Source organism: Lewinella sp. IMCC34183 (assembly GCF_003390915.1).
Lineage (GTDB): Bacteria > Bacteroidota > Bacteroidia > Chitinophagales > Saprospiraceae > Neolewinella.
The window spans coordinates 370,112-387,081 of record NZ_QMEM01000002.1 but is presented as its reverse complement, the minus strand read 5'-3'; the positions used below and the strand labels follow the sequence as shown (position 1 = coordinate 387,081).

17 protein-coding genes are annotated in these 16,970 nt (G+C 61.0%); 10 read left to right on the top strand and 7 right to left on the bottom strand.

What is annotated here, in order from left to right:
• The first annotated feature begins 4 nt into the window (after positions 1 to 4).
• Together DQG19_RS06815 and rodA are read left to right on the top strand one after the other, a co-directional pair.
• Positions 5 to 400 carry an SPOR domain-containing protein gene (locus DQG19_RS06815; RefSeq protein WP_116125491.1) on the top strand — a complete coding sequence of 132 codons (396 nt, stop codon included), beginning with the start codon at positions 5 to 7 and terminating at the stop codon, positions 398 to 400.
• A gap of 7 nt (positions 401 to 407) precedes the next feature.
• Positions 408 to 1,826 carry a rod shape-determining protein RodA gene (gene rodA / locus DQG19_RS06810; protein WP_116125490.1) on the top strand — a complete coding sequence of 473 codons (1,419 nt, stop codon included), beginning with the start codon at positions 408 to 410 and terminating at the stop codon, positions 1,824 to 1,826.
• A gap of 864 nt (positions 1,827 to 2,690) precedes the next feature.
• Here rodA and DQG19_RS06805 read toward each other — a convergent pair.
• On the bottom strand, positions 2,691 to 5,495 hold the full coding sequence (locus tag DQG19_RS06805; RefSeq protein WP_116125489.1) for a hypothetical protein: 2,805 nt from the start codon (positions 5,493 to 5,495) through the stop codon (positions 2,691 to 2,693).
• A gap of 298 nt (positions 5,496 to 5,793) precedes the next feature.
• On the opposite strand from DQG19_RS06805, the gene DQG19_RS06800 reads away from it, so the two are divergent.
• Genes DQG19_RS06800 through DQG19_RS06795 form a run of 3 tightly spaced genes read left to right on the top strand, consistent with a single transcriptional unit; the run spans position 5,794 to position 8,172 of the window.
• A complete protein-coding gene (locus DQG19_RS06800; RefSeq protein WP_116125488.1) occupies positions 5,794 to 6,360 on the top strand; it encodes an RNA polymerase sigma factor in 567 nt (188 codons plus the stop codon).
• Positions 6,357 to 7,049 (top strand): hypothetical protein, encoded by a 693-nt coding sequence (locus tag DQG19_RS20820; RefSeq protein WP_157974371.1) that lies wholly within the window; start codon positions 6,357 to 6,359, stop codon positions 7,047 to 7,049. The genes DQG19_RS06800 and DQG19_RS20820 overlap by 4 nt, the downstream gene beginning before the upstream one ends.
• Positions 7,039 to 8,172 (top strand): DUF4097 family beta strand repeat-containing protein, encoded by a 1,134-nt coding sequence (locus DQG19_RS06795; protein ID WP_157974370.1) that lies wholly within the window; start codon positions 7,039 to 7,041, stop codon positions 8,170 to 8,172. Before DQG19_RS20820 ends, DQG19_RS06795 begins: the two co-directional genes overlap by 11 nt.
• Here the strand turns inward: DQG19_RS06795 and odhB are convergent.
• Positions 8,169 to 9,464 carry a 2-oxoglutarate dehydrogenase complex dihydrolipoyllysine-residue succinyltransferase gene (gene odhB, locus DQG19_RS06790; RefSeq protein ID WP_116125486.1) on the bottom strand — a complete coding sequence of 432 codons (1,296 nt, stop codon included), beginning with the start codon at positions 9,462 to 9,464 and terminating at the stop codon, positions 8,169 to 8,171. The genes DQG19_RS06795 and odhB overlap by 4 nt on opposite strands.
• A gap of 116 nt (positions 9,465 to 9,580) precedes the next feature.
• On the opposite strand from odhB, the gene DQG19_RS06785 reads away from it, so the two are divergent.
• Both DQG19_RS06785 and DQG19_RS06780 read left to right on the top strand, forming a co-directional pair.
• On the top strand, positions 9,581 to 10,282 hold the full coding sequence (locus DQG19_RS06785) for a spermidine synthase (RefSeq protein ID WP_116125485.1): 702 nt from the start codon (positions 9,581 to 9,583) through the stop codon (positions 10,280 to 10,282).
• Entirely contained in the window at positions 10,279 to 10,638 is a 360-nt protein-coding gene (locus tag DQG19_RS06780) for a hypothetical protein (RefSeq protein ID WP_116125484.1), read from the top strand. The genes DQG19_RS06785 and DQG19_RS06780 overlap by 4 nt, the downstream gene beginning before the upstream one ends.
• 85 nt (positions 10,639 to 10,723) lie before the next feature.
• On the opposite strand, the gene DQG19_RS06775 is transcribed toward DQG19_RS06780, so the two are convergent.
• Positions 10,724 to 11,188 carry an SRPBCC family protein gene (locus tag DQG19_RS06775; protein WP_116125483.1) on the bottom strand — a complete coding sequence of 155 codons (465 nt, stop codon included), beginning with the start codon at positions 11,186 to 11,188 and terminating at the stop codon, positions 10,724 to 10,726.
• Positions 11,189 to 11,436: 248 nt separating this feature from the next.
• On the opposite strand from DQG19_RS06775, the gene DQG19_RS06770 reads away from it, so the two are divergent.
• Genes DQG19_RS06770 through DQG19_RS06760 form a run of 3 tightly spaced genes read left to right on the top strand, consistent with a single transcriptional unit; the run spans position 11,437 to position 12,926 of the window.
• Positions 11,437 to 11,805, top strand: a complete 369-nt coding sequence (locus DQG19_RS06770; RefSeq protein ID WP_116125482.1) for a TraR/DksA family transcriptional regulator — start codon at positions 11,437 to 11,439, stop codon at positions 11,803 to 11,805.
• Between the two features lie 12 nt (positions 11,806 to 11,817).
• Complete coding sequence (locus DQG19_RS06765; protein ID WP_116125481.1) at positions 11,818 to 12,423, top strand: lipoprotein signal peptidase; 606 nt, start codon at positions 11,818 to 11,820, stop codon at positions 12,421 to 12,423.
• A gap of 59 nt (positions 12,424 to 12,482) precedes the next feature.
• Entirely contained in the window at positions 12,483 to 12,926 is a 444-nt protein-coding gene (locus DQG19_RS06760; RefSeq protein ID WP_116125480.1) for a hypothetical protein, read from the top strand.
• 6 nt (positions 12,927 to 12,932) lie between these two features.
• On the opposite strand, the gene DQG19_RS06755 is transcribed toward DQG19_RS06760, so the two are convergent.
• The 4 genes from DQG19_RS06755 to DQG19_RS06740 form a co-directional block, all read right to left on the bottom strand.
• Positions 12,933 to 14,174, bottom strand: a complete 1,242-nt coding sequence (locus tag DQG19_RS06755) for a hypothetical protein (protein WP_116125479.1) — start codon at positions 14,172 to 14,174, stop codon at positions 12,933 to 12,935.
• Between the two features lie 69 nt (positions 14,175 to 14,243).
• On the bottom strand, positions 14,244 to 15,599 hold the full coding sequence (locus DQG19_RS06750; RefSeq protein ID WP_116125478.1) for a cryptochrome/photolyase family protein: 1,356 nt from the start codon (positions 15,597 to 15,599) through the stop codon (positions 14,244 to 14,246).
• A 245-nt stretch (positions 15,600 to 15,844) separates the two neighbouring features.
• A complete protein-coding gene (locus DQG19_RS06745) occupies positions 15,845 to 16,180 on the bottom strand; it encodes a phosphoribosylpyrophosphate synthetase (RefSeq protein WP_198661675.1) in 336 nt (111 codons plus the stop codon).
• Between the two features lie 57 nt (positions 16,181 to 16,237).
• Positions 16,238 to 16,906 carry a porin family protein gene (locus tag DQG19_RS06740; RefSeq protein ID WP_116125477.1) on the bottom strand — a complete coding sequence of 223 codons (669 nt, stop codon included), beginning with the start codon at positions 16,904 to 16,906 and terminating at the stop codon, positions 16,238 to 16,240.
• Positions 16,907 to 16,970 lie beyond the last annotated feature (64 nt).

Genomic DNA, 16,970 nt, shown 5'->3' with positions numbered 1-16,970 from the left:
CGCCATGCGCATCCTGTTCAGCCTGCTCGCCCTGCTTACGGCCACTGCCGTATCGGCGCAGCGCAACTTCATCGTCACGGCCGATCCCGATGTGGACCGCGTGCTGAACATCTTCTCCGACGTCAACGAGACCCGGGACAAGATCGAAGGGTGGCGCGTGCAGTTGCTCGCCACTACCGACCGGCAGATGCTGGAAACTACCGAGCGGGAGTTCAAGGCGAAGTACCCCAGTATTTCCCTGGACTGGGTACACAACAAGCCCTACTACAAACTGCGGGCGGGTGCCTTCTTCACGCGGCAGGAGGCCGAGCGCCTGAAGCAGCGGCTGAGCCGCGAGTACGAGGGCGTATACCTGGTCAAGGCCGAAGTGGATGAGCGCGAATTGCTCGAGATGTACTAATTAGCTTATGGCCAGAATCGCGCTGAAGCGGGCCCGGACGGACGTCACCACCATTATCCTGTACATCTTTCTGGTGTTCACGGGGCTGCTGATGATCAATTCCGTGGGGGCCCCGCCGGATGGGTACGACATCAGCCTGCTGGGCCGTCTGGGTTCTCCGGTCGGCAAGCAGTTCATCTGGGTTTGTATTTCCGCCCTGGCGTGGATCGTCACCAACTACCTGATCGACCGCAAGGTGTGGGTGATGGGGGCCTATCCCATCTATATCGTCACTGTCCTGTCGCTACTGCTCGTGCTCGTGGCGGGCAAGGAGATCAACGGCGCGCGTTCGTGGTTCAGCATCGCGGGTCTCACCTTTCAGCCCAGCGAAACGGCCAAGTTCGGTACCTGTCTGGCCATGGCCGCGTTCATGAGTCAGTACAGTGGCAAGCTTGACAGCCTGCGGGCCGTCGCCTACGCCTGCATCATCTGGCTGGTCCCCGCCATCGTCATCCTTGGGCAGCCCGATATGGGGTCCACCCTCGTGTTCACCGGCTTTCTGTTGGTCATGTATCGGGAAGGGCTCAACCCCCTGATCTTCATCCTTGGCGGTTTCACGGCGCTGATGGTGGTACTGGGTATCATGTTCAGCTTCCAGGCCCTGCTCGTCACCCTGATCGCGCTGTGCCTCCTGCTGTTCGCGGTATCCCTGCCCCGGCGGACGGCCCTGTGGGGCGCGGGGGCGGTGGCCGCGGGTGCGGCGGCTTATTTCGGGATCCAAAACGGCTATGGTTCGCTGACCGTGGGGGCCCTGGCTGCCCTTCTGCTGGCGATGACCGTGTATCACCTCATGCAGCGGAACGTCCGGCTGGTGGGGGTAAGCCTGGCCTTCATGTTGTGGGGGCTGCTGCTCACCTTTGCGAGCAACTACATGTATACCAACCAGTTGCTTCCCGCCCACCAGCACGAGCGCGTGATGGTCTGGCTTCACCCGGAGGACGCCGATCCTCGTGGATCGTACTACAACCTGCTACAGTCCAAGCTGGCCATCGCGGCGGGCGGCGTCACCGGGCGGGGCCTGCAGCAGGGTACCATGACCCGCTTCGACTACGTCCCGGAGCAGATGACCGATTTCATCTTTTCCGCAGTGGGGGAGGAGCAGGGCTTCCTGGGTACGGGCACCCTCATCATTCTGTTTTTTGCCCTGCTCTGGCGCGTTACCGTGATCGCGGAGCGGCAGCGCCGCACCTTCACCCGCGCCTACGCCTACGGGGTCGTGGGTATCCTGCTGGTCCACTTTCTGGTAAACATCGGCATGACCATGGGGCTGATCCCCGTTATCGGAATTCCGCTGCCCTTTATCTCGAAGGGCGGATCTTCCCTGCTCAGTTTCACCATGATGCTGGCCGTGCTGCTTAAGCTCGATAAGCACCGGGGGGAGGTTTGATTGGTTGCTGGTTCTCTGGTTGCTGGTTGCTGGTTGCTGGTTGGACTGGTTATCAGGCCGGGCGGGCCAGGGCTTATGCAATGGGCAGTGTTAATGAACGGTGGCTGGGTTTTTAGTTAGTCGTTCTTTGTAAAATATGCCGAGGGTAACTACGTCGTACAGTGACCGGTGCAGCGGGCGCCGTAGGTCTCGGCCAGTTCCCGGCTAGCGGTCAGCTGGACCGGGCCCAAGTCGGTGCGGACTTGCTTACGCGTTCGCCCATTACGGTTGTTGGCAGTGCCTGCCGGTCGATCCGCGGCGAGGGGATCGTCCAGTTACTCCGGGCATCGGATGAGGCCTTGCTTTGCTCGGCTCGCCTTCGGTGACCTTTGCTAACCCGTAACCCGACAACCCGACAACCCTCACCCCCGCTCCGAGCATCGGATGAGGCCTTACTTCGCTCGGCTCGCATCCGATGACCTCCGCTAACCCGCAACCCGACAACCCTCACCCCCACTTCGGTCATCGGATGAGGCCTCGCTTTGCTCGGCTCGCATCCGATGACCTCCGCTAACTCCCAACCCGTAACGCCGCTTCGGGCATCGGATGAGGCCTTGCTTTGCTCGGCTCGCATCCGATGACCTCCGCTAACTCCCAACCCGTAACGCCGCTTCGGGCATCGGATGAGGCCTTGCTTTGCTCGGCTCGCATCCGATGACCTCCGCTAACCAGCACCCAGCACCCAAATCCAGTGCCCGCAACCATCCCCCACCAATCCCGTAACCCGCAACCCAAAACCCGCAACCACACCACCCCCCCAAAGAAAATCCCCCGCAAGCACCAGGCCTACGGGGGATCTCAAATTACGGTAGTTAGATAGTCGTACTAGAAGTTGAAGCGGTAACCGCCCGTAAGCTGGTTGACGCTGAAGAAATTTCGGGTCGAGAAGTCTACAAAGACCCGGCCGTTGCCGACGGGCAGGTAGGAACCGATCAGCAGGTTGATGGCGGGACGGAAGTTCAGCTGGTCGCTGTTTTCGCTGTCCTTGATCTGCAGGGCACCGATACCGATACCAGCGTAGGGAATCAGGCCGGTAGACTCGGAACGCTCGGTAATGATGGGATACACCAGGTTACCGAAGATACCGAAGGTAGTGGGGCTGCCGATGCCGAAGTAGGCTTCGGGCATGAACTCGGCGCGCTGGTCGGGGCCGAGTTTGTAGTGCCAGCGCAGGCCCAGTCCGAGACCTGTGGCGTCGCCGAAGTTGAAGCCGGCGGTACCCGACATACCGGTGTACGTGAAGTTGGAGAAGAAGCCTTCGGTGTTATCGTCGGCGAGGTAGACACCGCCGGTATTGACGCTGATGTCTTCCAGGCTCACGGTGCCGGGGCGGCTGATCACGTTACCCATCGAGTCCGTGTACGTTACCGTCTCGGCGTTGGCTTCCCGGCGGGCCTCCCGGCGCTCGGCGCGCAGCCGGTCGCGTTCGAGGTCCAGGCGGCTGTTGGCCTCGCTTTCGGCCAGGCGCAGGCGGGCCACTTCGCGGTTGGCATCGTCGAGTTCGCTCTGGAGATCACGGATTTCCCGCATCATCTCGCTCTGGTAGTCGGTCATGTCGCGGAGCATATCCTGGCGGTTCTCGCTGGTGTTGTTGTCACGAACGTTGTCGATTCGGTCGATCAGGCGCCGCTCCAGTTCGTTGATCCGCTCCTCGGAGGTACCCGAGGTGTTGTCGTACGATCCGTTCTGCTCGCGCTGCCGAAGCTGGCGTTCCAGTTCATTGATCCGCTGTTGCGCATCGTCGTTGGTATTGTTGCCGGTGCGCTGGTTAGCGGAGCCATTGTTCTGCAGGGATTCGATGCGCTGCTCGAGTTGGCGCAGGCGGTCTTCCTCCGACATGTTGCTCGCGTTGCTGCGCATGTTGGGGTTGGACTGTCCGTAGTAGAGGCGGTCTTCCATCCGTTCGATGCGGCGGTTGATCTCGGAGATCTGCTCGCTGCGCAGGTCGGGAGAGGATCCGGTGTTGCCACTGCGATTGCCGACGGCGTCGATCAGGCGGTCTATCTGCTCGGAGCGGAGTACGATCATGCTCTCGTCACCACTGGGCGATACACCCGACTGCATGGGGGTTACCTGCCGGGGCTGACGGCCGAGGGCGGCGTCGATCTCGGCACGTTCTACCTGCTTGCGGTTGAAATCTTCCTGGGTGCCGCGTACGGCCAGTTCATTCTGGCGGGAGGTCACTTCGTCAACGATCGCGCGGGCTTCTGCCTGCTCCTCCTTGATCTCGGCCGCGGTTTCCACGTCACCGGCGTCAAGCGCGTCGATGAGTTCCTGGTCGAGGCGGGCGATGGTGTCCTGGTAGCGGTTACGCAGTTCGGCTAGCTCGAGCTGGTTCTCGGTGCGGATGCTGTCGGCGCGGCGGTCGAACTCGTTCTGCTGATCCTTGAGGCGATCTTCCAGGGTCGACTGACGGACCACGTCGGGGTTGTTGCGGTTGTTGCCACCCAGGGTAAAGCCGAGGCCGGCGTTGTACATGGTACTGGTGGTAAGCTGCTCGGTGCTGTTCAGGTCTTCCAGATCGGAACCACTGGTGAGCATGAAGCGAACACCGCCGTTAAGCTTGACGCGCTCGCCGAACTTGAGGTTGATTCCACCTCCACCCGAGGCGAAACCCTGGCTGGAAGCGATGGGGTCGCCTTCCTCCCGGTCGTCGTTGTAGCCGGAAGCCAGGTCGATGTAGCCACCACCCACGCTGAGGTAGGGAACGATGCCGGAAGAGGCCTGGCTAAGGTTAAAGCGGAAATCACCTCCGTACAGGGCGATATCGTCGAAATCGAAGTTGATCTCGTCGTCGGTCATGCCCTGGTAGTAGAATCCACGGAGGCTGATAAGGGGCCCAAAGCTGAAGCCGGCAGTACCGCCCGCGAAGTAAGCGTCGCGGTAGGGAAGGGAGTTATCCCAGTCCACCTGGGCCAGCCCTACCTCGATGGGGAGGGACAGACCGGTAAGGCCACCCTGGAAGTTTTCCAGGTACTTCTGGTCGATGTCGCTCAGCTGGCCGGGACGCCGTCCGCCAAGGTAGAACTGGAGGTTAGCGGCTACGCTGTAGGTACCGATCTGGTCGGCGCTGAAGTTATCCAGGTCGAGGTTGTTGGCCTGCCGTTCCACCTCGTCGAAGAGGTTGCGGACGGTATTGCCGGAGTACGCGATGTACTTGCCTTCCACGCCGAAAGTGTAGCGGTCGGCGGCACTGAGGGTCAGGCCGAAACCGACCGTACCGAAGATGTTTTCCGCCCGCTCGAGACCTTCGCGCTGGGTATCCTGTATACCACCGCCCAGCAACAAATACGGGAGGAGGGTACCGCGACCGACGTTAAGTTTCAGTTCGGCACCGTACCGACGCAAGTCGACGCCCTGGTTGGCAAAGGTGGAATCAATGTCGATACCCAGGCCGGCAAAGTTGGTCTGCTGATCGATCGTCTGCAGGTACGTGGCGCGGAGCTCCACGAACTCCCCGAAGCCAAAGCCGAGACGTCCGCCGAACATAAAGGCGTCGTCCAGTCCGGAGTCGCTGCCGAACCAGTTGTAACTTGCTGACGGAGCTATCGTGTAGCTTACGCCCCTGACTTGCGCCTGAGCGGCACTTGCCATCAGGAGCAGGGTTAGGAAAAGTAGTGAGTTGCGCATATTCTTAATATTTAATTCGTTGTGGTTGCTTTCTTATGTCAATTTCGTTGACAATTGTTCACGTTTTCCGTGGCAGAGTAACCGATTGGGACGTAAACACCCGGTTATTGACGATGAACGAATTCTAGTGTACGTTCCCGCCCCCTGGACCGGGGTGTGTTCCTGACGGTGACCGGGTCGAAAGGTCACTTTGGGTGACCCCGTTTATTGTCGGGTACGGGTGCAACCCTTAGTAGGTTGACTCGTCCTTATCAGTAAATGAACACTAACCGTGGGAGCTCACCCAAGCCTGAAGACTATGACCACCGCTGCCGATTACCGCGATACTCACCGCGAGATCGTACTCGGATGCCAGCGTAAGGACCGTACGGCGCAACGCGCCCTGTACGGCCACTACGCCAAGCCGATGTATAACCTTTGCCTGAGAATGCTCAGGCACAGTCACGACGCCGAAGACGTCTTGCAAGTCGCGTTCGTCCACATCTTTTCCAAGATCGATACCTTCAATTTCGAAGCGTCCATCAGCGCCTGGATCAAGCGTGTGGTCGTCAACCGCTGTATCGATCACCTGAAGAAACGGCGGCTGCTGACCACCGACCTGGACCCCGCCCGCCACGACGCGGCGGCGGACGAGGATACTGCCGCCCCCGCCGACGAGCAGCCCTACACCGTGGCCCGCATCAAGCAGGCCGTCCACCAGCTCAGCGAAGGCTATCGCGTGGTGCTCACGCTCTACCTCTTTGAGGGATACGACCACGAGGAGATCGCGGAGATACTGGGCATCAGCAGCGGCACGAGCAAATCACAGTACAGCCGGGCACGCAAGCGCCTGGCCCAGATTTTAACCGAAAATAAACCGTCATGAACCCCGATAAGCTCGAACAGTACCTGCGCGATCACCGCGAGGAATTTGACGGGGACACCCCCCCCGACGCCCTCTGGGATCGCATCGAATCCACCCTGCCCGACACGGAGGCGGACGACGCCGACCCCCTGGCCGAATTCATTGTCAAGCACCGCGAGGCCTTCGACACTGCCACCCCGCCGCCGCGGCTGGCCCACGAGCTCCTAGGGCCCGCTCGCGGCACCGTGAAGCCCCTGCGGCGTTCCCGCCGGCGCATCCTCGGCTACCTCATGGGCGTGGCGGCCACCTTCCTGCTCCTGTTCGTCGCCTACACCTCCGGCAACCGCGCCGGATTCCGCGCCGGCCGGGAGGAGCAGGCCATCGCTCAGCTCGAACGAATGAACCCCGAACTCGCCGAGGCCGAACGGTTCTACCGGCAACGGATCGCCAGTGAGCTCACCAAGGTGACCCAGGTAAACGACGATCCCCAGCTGCGCAGGGATCTCGCAAAGATCGACGATGCCACCCGGGAAATCCGCAGCGAATTACTCAAGGTTCCGGCCTCCCAACGCCACGTGCTGGTCAACCAGCTCATCTCGACCTACCGGACCAAGCTCGACATCCTGCTCAGGATCCAGCAGCACTTCCCCAACCCCAACCCTACCGGGACCGGCCAGGTCCCAGCCAATTCCGACGACAATGAAATCTAACGCTATATATCTTTCTACTCTCCTTTTCCTGCTTTTCTCCGCTACCGTTACCGCCAACGCGGATCCGACCGGTATCTACGAGAAGAAACTGTCCGAGACCTTCGCCATTTCCGCAAACGGCAGTGTCCAGCTCGACAATCGCTACGGCGAGATCAAGGTCAACACCTGGAACCAGCCCCGGGTAAGGATCGACGTGCTTATTCGCGTTGAGGCCGGCAGCGAGTCCGAGTTCCAGGACGTGCTGAAGCGGGTGAACGTATCGCTGACCGGCGGCGGCGACCGGGTTTCGGGGGTAACCTCCATAGAATCGACCCGCAAGCGCGGCAGCTGGTGGACCTATATCCTCTCCAGCGACGACGTCAATGACTTCAAGGTTTACTACACCGTCAATATGCCCGCTACCGTGAAGCTGCAGGTCGATGCCCGCTACTGCGACGTAGAGCTCCCCAACCTGTCGGGAACCACCCGGCTTGACGTAGGCTACGGCGACCTGGTTGCCGGCCGCCTCGACGCCCGCAGCGAAGTAGACATCAGCTACGGCTCCGCCCGCATTGAGCGGTTGGGCAACGAGAGCACGGTGAAGTTCCGCTACAGCGAGGGTACGGTGCGCAACGCCGGCAACATGAGCTACGACGGCCGCTACAGCGACGTGCGGTTTGGCGCCGTCGGAGACCTGCGCCTCGACGTGGGCTACGAGGAGGTGGAGGTGGAAAAGGCCACCTCGGTCCGCCTGGAAGGAAACTACAACGACCTGAGCGTCGGCGAAGTCGGCGAGGCTTACCTCTCGGGCAGCTACACGGACTTTAACCTGGGAACCGTACTGCGCGTCCTCGAAGTCCGGGGCAATTACGGCGACCTGGAAGTGGACCGCCTGGCCGCCGGCTTCCAGCGGGTGAACGTGGAGGTATCCTACTCCGACGTCCAGATCGGCGTCGACGCGGACGCCGGCTATACCGTAGACCTGAGCGCCCGCTACGGCGACATCGACATCCCCACCGACCGCATGACCTCACGGAATACCGGCAAGGACGGCATGACGGAATTCGTGAAGGGCAAACGGGCGGGTAGTGGCAGCGGCACGATTACCATCGCTACCTCCTACGGCGATATCGAAATCTACTAGATACCCATCAGCAGCAGCGTCGGATTCTCCAGCAGCTCCTTGACCTTCACCAGGAAGGTTACGGAGCTGCTGCCGTCGATGACGCGGTGATCGTAGCTCAGGGCGATGTACATCATGGGCCGCACGACCACCTCACCGTTGACCGCCACGGGCCGTTCGATGATGTTGTGCATACCCAGGATGGCCGACTGCGGCTTGTTGATGATGGGCGTACTCATCATGCTGCCGAAGACGCCCCCGTTGGTGATCGTGAAGGTGCCGCCGGTCATCTCTTCGATGCTCAGCTTGTTGTCGCGGGCCTTGGCGGCCAGTTCCTTGAGCTTCTTCTCGATGTCGGCGAACGACAGCGACTCGATATTATGGATGGGGGGAACGACGAGCCCGGTGGGCGTCGATACGGCGAAGCTGATGTCTACGTAGTCGTGATAGGTAAGCTCCTTTTCGTCGTCGCTGATTTGGGCGTTCACGTCGGGCATCTCCATCAGCACCTGGGCGCAGGCCTTGGCGAAGAGGGACATGAAGCCGAGCTTGACACCGAATTTCTCGACGAACTTCTCCTGGACGCGCTTGCGCAGGTCCATTACGGCGCTCAGGTCGACCTCGTTGAAGGTCGTGAGCATCGCCGTTTCGTTCTTGGCGCTCACCAGCCGGCTGGCGATGGTGCGGCGCATGCGGCTCATCTTCTCGTTGCGGGTCGCGCGGGAGAAGCTGGCCTGTCCGGCCGAAGAGGCGGCCGTTTTGTCACTGGTGCCGGTCACCTTGGTCGCCGCGCTGGGCGGGGCCGCGGGTGCGGGGGAAGTTTCTTTAGCCGGGGCGGACTTGGTAGCGGACTGGGCATCCTCTTTCGTGATGCGTCCGTCGCGGCCGGAACCGTTCACGGTGGAGGGGTCGATGTCCTTTTCGCGGAGGATCTTGCCGGCGGCCGGGCTCGGGGTGCCGGTGGCGTAGGTCGCGTCGGCGGGGGCCGCGGACGCGGCGGGCTTTTCGGCCGGGGCTTCGGCTGCGGGGGCTTCCGTTTTGGGCTCGGCCGGGGCGTCGTCCGCTTCCTCGGAGACGCTGGTGTCGATCTTGGCGACCAGGGCGCCGATCTTCAGGTCATCGCCCTCGCTGGCCACGTAGATAAGCTTGCCGGAAGCCTCGGCGGGAAATTCCAGGGTGGCCTTGTCCGACTCGAACTCACAGATGGGTTCGTCGAGCTCGACGAAGTCACCGTCTCCCTTCAGCCATTCGGAGAGGGTGACTTCGGTGACGGATTCCCCGATGACCGGGACTTTCATTTCGACGATACTCATACGTAGGCGGACTTTCGTGGATTAACGCGGCGGATAGGCTGCGGTTGAGCGCCCAAAGGTAGTTCACGGCGGAAGTTTTGGTTGTCAACGGCGACGGTGTTGGTATTTTTGCCCCGATGTCGCGTCCTTCTACCATTCCCCGTTACCGGTACTGGCTCAGCTACCTGTGGGAGCAGTCGCTCGAGGTCACGGCCTCCGACTACAACGCTTACCTGGAGGTGTGCCTGGTGCACGGCCGCCTGCAACTGGTGGCGGAAGATGCGATCTACAGCTTCGGAGACTACTACCTCAATTTCCGGAAAATTTTCGAGGTCTTCGATTTCGACCGGCTGCCGGAGCGGGCCTCCGTGCTCGTGTTGGGGCTGGGCCTGGGCAGCATACCGGAGCTGCTGGAGAAGCACGTGGGCCTGAGCTATTCCTACGTGACCGTGGAGATCGACCCGGTCATCATCGAGCTGGCTAGCGACTACAGCCTGCCCGCCCTGGCCTCCCCGGTGGAAGTAGTGGAGGCCGACGCCGTGGCCTTCCTGGAAGTCGATGCGCGGCAGTACGACCTGATCTGCGTGGACGTGTTCCAGGATGCGGTCGTGCCGGGCCACCTGGACGTGCGGGGATTCGTGGAGCTGCTACAGGAACGCCTGCTCCCGGGCGGCGCCCTGATCTACAACCGCCTGGCGTCAAGCATTCCGGACCGAACCGCGGCCCGCCGCTACTACGAGGAGATCTTTGCACCCGCGTTCCCCGCCCCCCGACTGTACGACACGGGTGGCAACTACCTGCTGGTCAACGATGCGCAATTTCTTACTTTGCCGGAATGAAGCGTATCTGTCCAGAGTGCGGGGAAGAATTCACCGGGCGGTCCGATAAGAAATTCTGTTCCGCGCCGTGCCGGGCCGGCCACCACAACCGCGCCCGGGCCGAAGAGCAAGCCTTTCAGCGCTCCATCAACAACATCCTGCGCCACAACCGCAACGTCCTGGCCGAGCTCAACCCGGACGGAAAGGCCAACGTGCGCCGCGACCGCATGATCGACCGGGGCTTCAAGTTCCGCTATTTCACCAATGAGTACACCTCGCGGAGCGGCATCCTCTACCATTTTTGCTACGACTACGGCTACCGGGTCGAGGAAGGGGAGTGGGTGCTGCTGATCAAGCGGAAAGAATACGTGGAGTAGTCCCGCTCGCTGCGCTCGCTGATAGGAGTAGGTAGCCTACAAACTACATGCTACAAGCTATCTACCCGACTACAGTACTACAAGACTACACACCAAAAATCCGAGCAATAGCCTCCTCCCGAGCCAAGAAGATCCCCTCTACCTGCCGCTTCACAAAAAGGCGATGGGCGATGCTGCCGAGGGGGCCGAGGGGAGCCTGGTAGTGGAGAATGTCGTGCATTTCCGTACGCTGGTCGGAGAGGGCGCGGAAGTGGTGCTGGTGGTGCCAGAGCGCGAAGGGGCCAACGCGTTGGTCGTCAATGAAGTAGGTATGGGGGGAGATGTGAGTGATCTCGGTGACCCAGTCCGTGGTGAAGCCCGGGAAGGGGGTCACGCGGTACTGGACAATCATGCCCGCGTACATCTCCACGCCGGAGACGGGCGAGCGGATGTCGAAACGAACGTCGGGCGGGGTAAGCTTTTCCAAGTTTTCGGGGCGGCTGAAGAAGTCCCACACCTCCGGCAGGGGGCGGGGAACGACCGTGGTGTACTCGAGGCGGCGGGGGGTCACGGGAGGGAATTAGGGCGTAAGCGGGTGAAGAATCTATCCACTAAAGCGGGGCGGGAAAGAAAGGTTGCGCGGCCGAGCAGAAGGAAATATAAGCTCCCGAACGGTGCCCCCACATTATGTTCGTTACGGATAATTTAACAGCGAAGATTGAGGGGTATATCGATTTAGCGGTATATTTGTGGGCGTATTGCGTTTTGCCTTTGCTCGGATACATCATTCACACATCGCACTCTTACTCTCGGATACTCATGCAAGCACAAATCCAAACCCGTTACAGCGACCAAGAGCTCGCTGAATTCAAGCTCATCATCGATGCTAAACTGGCCGACGCCCGTAAGCAACTGCAGTTCTACCTGGACCAGCTCACCGAGCAGGCCAACAGCGATGACAGCAAGCTCCGCGGACTCGACGACGGCACCAGTACCAGCGCCAACGAAGAGCTTCACCGCCTCGCCAACCGGCAGCAGCAGCTCATCCAGCACCTGGAGAACGCCCTGCTGCGCATCCAGAACAAGGTTTACGGCATCTGCCGCATGACCGGTGAGCTGATCAGCGCCGACCGCCTGCGGATCGTACCCCACACCACGCTCAGCATCCACGCCAAGCAAAATAGGTAGCTTTACGGGGTCATGAACCGTAAGGCCCTCGTATTCCTCATCATCCTTGCGGTGCTACTGCTCGACCAGGCCCTTAAAGTCTGGGTCAAGACCAATATGTCCTACGGCGAGGAGTTCGGAATCCTCGGCAGCGACCGGGCCCTCATCCATTTCGTAGAGAACAACGGTATGGCCTTCGGCCTCAGCCTGGGCGGCCGCCTGGGAAAACTGGGGCTTACCGTGTTCCGCATCCTGGCCGTCCTGCTGCTGGGCTACTACCTCGCCAGCCTGATCCGGCAGCAGGCCCCCCGGCTGCTGTTGGCAGCCTTTGCCTGCATCGAGGCCGGTGCCCTGGGCAACATCATCGATAGCGTATTCTACGGCGTACTCTTTTCGGCCTCGAGCCCGCACGGTGGGGCCGCGACCTTTCTGCCGGCCGAGGGCGGCTACGAGTCGCTCTTTTACGGGCGGGTGGTAGATATGCTCTACTTTCCCCTGGTGTACGGGGTGTACCCGGACGGCTTCCCCCTGGTGGGCGGGCAGTCCTTTCTGTTTTTCCGGCCCATCTTCAACGTGGCGGACGTGGCCATCACGGCCGGCGTCGTACTGCTATTACTGTACTATTACGTACGTAAGTGAGTTGAGCGGCCCCCCGTACCGGTGCCTACCCGTACCTTTGCGGCCCGAAACCGTTACCCTTGCTCCGACTTTCCTCCAACCTCACGCTGTTTCTCAAGTTGTTCCTGCCGGTGTTCTGGACCACCATCATGGTCGGGGTCACCCTGGTAGCCTGGTTCGCGCCGGAGCACTACTTCGGCGGCATACCGCTGCAGTCGTTGCGGTACGGCGTAGTGTTTCTCCTGCTGATGGGGGTGGGTACCTTCTGGCTGGCCCTGTGGCCACTGAAGCGGGTGGAAACCAACGGAGAATACCTCTACGTCAGCAACTACTTCCGCACCGCCCGCTACCACCTCGTGGAGGACGTGGAGGAAATCACCGAGAATCGCTTTCTCTTCTTCAAGCTGGCTACGGTACGCCTGCGCGGACCCGGTACCTTCGGGCGCAACCTGCGCTTCCTCACGTCCCGCAAGCAGTTCGATACGTTCCGGCGGGAGTTCGCGGGTGCGGTGAACTTCTCGTAAACCGCGCTAGAGGCGGGTATTGATCACGTTGTTGTAGAGCGAGCCGAAGGTGTAACTGAACCCGAAGCTGACGTCGGCACTATAGTTGGTTGCCAGTTGGACTTGTCCTAGGAGCAGGTCAGTGTCGCTGATCTCACCGGCGGGCAGGCTGATCTGGTCGTTGATGATGTTGTAGCCGCCGCTGACGCGAAAGGACAGGCCCTTGATCAGGCGCACGTCGGCGCGGGCGTCGAGCGACAGGCGGTTCTTCGAAAGGTCGTTCAGGTAGTTGCCCGCCGAGATCCCCGCGAAGACCGACCCCCACCGTTGCCGGAGGCGCAGGTTCACGTCGAGGCTCTGCCGGGCCAGGCTTTCCTCCGTCTTCAAAAAGATCGTCTGTTCGGTGTATCGGTTGTATACCCAGCCCAGCCGGTAGGCGATGGTAAATTCCTTGAACGGGACCTGGTTGTAGTCGTAGATATTGTATTCGATGGCCGGCAGTATGGAGATGCCGAGATCGATGTTGCTGTAGGTGGAGGAATTGGCGCCGGGGAAGAAGCCCACCGACCAGTGGTTGCCGATACTCTTGACCACGCGGCCGTTGAACCACTGGTCGCGCCGTACGGAGGTTACTTCCTTGCCGTCCGACTGGGTGATATTTTCTACCCGGTAGAAGAAATTCGGGCTGAAGCTCAGTCGCCAGTCGGGGGTGGTGCGGTCGGCGTCGAAGCCTAGTCGAAACTCGCTCTTGCTACGCTGGCTTTCGGTATTGGCGCTGAAGCTGGCGCTGGTTTCGAAGATCCAGTTGTTCCAGTTGTCTCCGGAGTCTTCGTCTTCCGGGGTATCCGTCGGTTCCGGTTCGGGGGGTGCCTGGGCGGTAATGTCCACGAGGTTGGCGTAGTCGGTGCCGGCCAGGAAGCCGGCCAGTCCGAGTTCGATGCGCTTGTTGAGGTACTCGTCGCGCTCCAGGCCGGTCATGACGGCGGTGGTGGACACCTTGAAGTTCAGGCTGTTGCCGGCCAGTTCCTGCTGCCCCTTGAACTGCAGGTCGTAGACGCGGCCACCATTGCTGAGGTAATTGGTGACGATGAAGAGGTTGACCTGGGCGCTGACGGGGTCGATCGTGTGGTTGACGTAGTCGAGTTCCTGTTTGAGCAGCGTCCGGTTGCAGTCACACTCGGTAAAAAGATTCAGCCGTTTCTGACCGTAACTTGCTGTACTTAAAAGCATTGCAAGCGCCAACGTGGCGTAGGTCAGGAGAAATCTCATTAGCCGGGTAGTTAAAAACGCGAAAATATATACTAAGGTGGCAGTTGCCCAACCCCATGATAACCCCATTTAGAGGGCCACCGAGCCCGCTCTTGCCGCCACCAGGGCCGTTTTATAGGTAGCTAACGCCCGATCGCGGCCGAACTTGTGTTCGACGAGTGGCTTATCGGGGTATCCGGATGTGCCGTACTCGGGGACCCAGCGACGGACGTAGCGGTACTCGGGATCGAACTTCCGCTGCTGGCTCTCGAAATTAAATATACGGAAATAGGGCTGAGCATCCACCCCGCTACCGGCGGCCCACTGCCAGCCGCCGTTGTTGCTGGCCAATTCGTAGTCGAGCAACTTGTCGGCGAAGTAGCTTTCGCCCCAGCGCCAGTCGATGAGCAGATGCTTGGTCAGGTAGCTGGCTACGATCATGCGCACGCGGTTGTGCATGAACCCGGTGGCGTTGAGCTGCCGCATGCCGGCGTCGACTATGGGCACGCCCGTCTCACCCGCGCACCATCGTTCGAACTGCTGCTCGTCGTTGATCCAGGGGATCGTATCGTACGCCGGGCGGTAGCTGCGGTGCGCCACGTGGGGGAACGACTGCAGGATGTTGGAGTAGAAGTCGCGCCAGATCAGTTCGTTGAGCAGGGTAGCGTTGGTGGCCAGGGCCCGGCGGGCCTTTTCGCGCACGCTTACCGTCCCGTGGCGCAGGTGTACGCCCCAGCGGGTGGTGCCCTCCGTGGCCGGATAATCGCGCTGTCGGTCGTACTGCTCCAGGACGGGGAGCGGGGCGGCGGGCGGAGGAAGCGGTACGTCGGTGGCCTCAAACCCCATGTCTTCCAGCCGAACGACCGGGGGCGGATCGGCTACCTGCCGGAGCCGGCCGGCGTAGGACTCGGTAGGGTAGGGCTTGAGGTAAAAACTGACCGGCTTGCCGTCGTGGGTGGAGAGGCGGGCATCAAGGGTGCTGCGCCAGGTACGCATGTAGGGCGTATACACGGTATAGGGCCCCCCGGCCTTCTTTTGGATCTCATCGCTTTCGAAGATGACGTGGTCCTTATGGTCGTGGAGGGGAATATCCTGCTCTTCCAGGATCTCCCGGACGGCGTCGTCGCGCGTCCGGGCGTAGGGCTCGTAGTCGCGGTTGGTAAACACCGCGGTGGGGCGGAACTCGTCCCGCAGGCTCTTCCAGATAGCCACCGGATCACCATAGTAAGTGAGCAGACAACTGCCGTGCGTACGGTAGGCCGCGTCGAGTTCGGCCACGTTGCGCTGGATAAACTCCACCCGCGCGTCGGCCCGCGAGGGAAGCTTCCCCAGGATCGCGGCGTCGAAGATGAATACCGGCTGCACCGGACCTCCCTGCTTCAGGGCATAGTAGAGGCCCGCGTTGTCACTGATGCGTAGGTCTCTGCGGTGCCAAAATAAAGTCATAGGAGGGAGTGCGGTAGCAAATTATCACGGCAGCTTGCCGATCCGGTAAGCGAATAGTCCTGGGCAGGAAGTAAGCTCCGGCCACCAAGCGTCCGGTAGGAGGAGATACCCAATGCCTTGCCGGACAAAAGAACCATGGCACCCGCGCACCGCCGCGCTTAAGAATTGCGGAGTAAGGCAGCACCGCGAGGCAGGGTAGAATGCCGGTAACTACGGTACTACTCGATTACGGTACCACGGTACTATTAAACTTCGTCAGGGTCCTCGTACTCCACCCGGAATTTCTCGATCATGTCCTCGGAGAGGCTGTCGGCGTAGGCGCCGTAAGCGTCCACGAGCAGGCCCTTGGTGCCGTCGCCGGCTTCGATGCCGTAGAGGACGGAGTTGTCGCCCGCGCTGCTCATGCCTTCGAAGCGGTATGCGTGGGTGATGGTGAAGTCTTCGGGGGAATAGTGCTGCTGATTGTCTTTACACTCGAGGTATTCCTCCTTCTGGTTGAAATCGGCGGTGTAGCCCTTACCCTTGAGGTCTTCAATGGCGTAGCTGAGGCTTTCGTAGGGGTTGTCTTGGATGATGGGCACGTGTCGTGAGGTAGGTTATGCAGGTATAAGCGTACCCGCCCCCCGCCGGTTCGTTTTTCACAGGGCGTAAAACAGGGAGACGTGGCCCCCGTAGCCGCGGCGGATGCTCGTGGCGGCCTGGCTCTCCCCCGGCCGGATGAGGTTGCTGAAGCCCTGGCGGTAGCGCCCGTCGAGCTGAACGGTCAGGGGGCCGAGCTCTACGTTGAGGCCCAGGCCGGCGAGCAGTCCGTAATTGATACGAAAGGGGAGGGGGCGGCCGTAGTAGGTGTTAAAGGGCTGGAGCTCGGGGTCGTAGCCGGGGGGCAGGGTTTCCTGTTCGGAGAGGGGGACCGCTATATAGGGACCGGCCTGCAACATCGGCTGTACCGCACCGCGGCCTACGCTGAACTGGGTGAGGATGAGCACTTCGGCGTAGTCGGTCTGCCGCTCGTAGATACCGGCGTCGCCGAAATCTTCCCGCCAGCCGGTGTGGTTGTAGGTGACCTCGGCCTGGAAGCCGACCAGTTGCTTGTCGAAGTAGCGCAGGGCTACGCCGTAGTTGTAGCCCTCATACGTGACCTTGGTGACGCCGGGCGTGAAATCCACCTCGTGAAAGCTCGGTCCGCCGGTGACGCCCAGCTGCAGCCGGCGGTAATCGGTTGTGTCACCGAGTACCAGGGTGTCGGCCTGGGCGGACAGGAAGCACGGCAGCAGGACAAGCAGGAAGAGGCGGGCGGTGGCAAACATGGGGAAAGGGAGCGTCGGCGACGAAGGTAAGCCGGCGGAGCGGCACCGGAGGACGCCATAACCG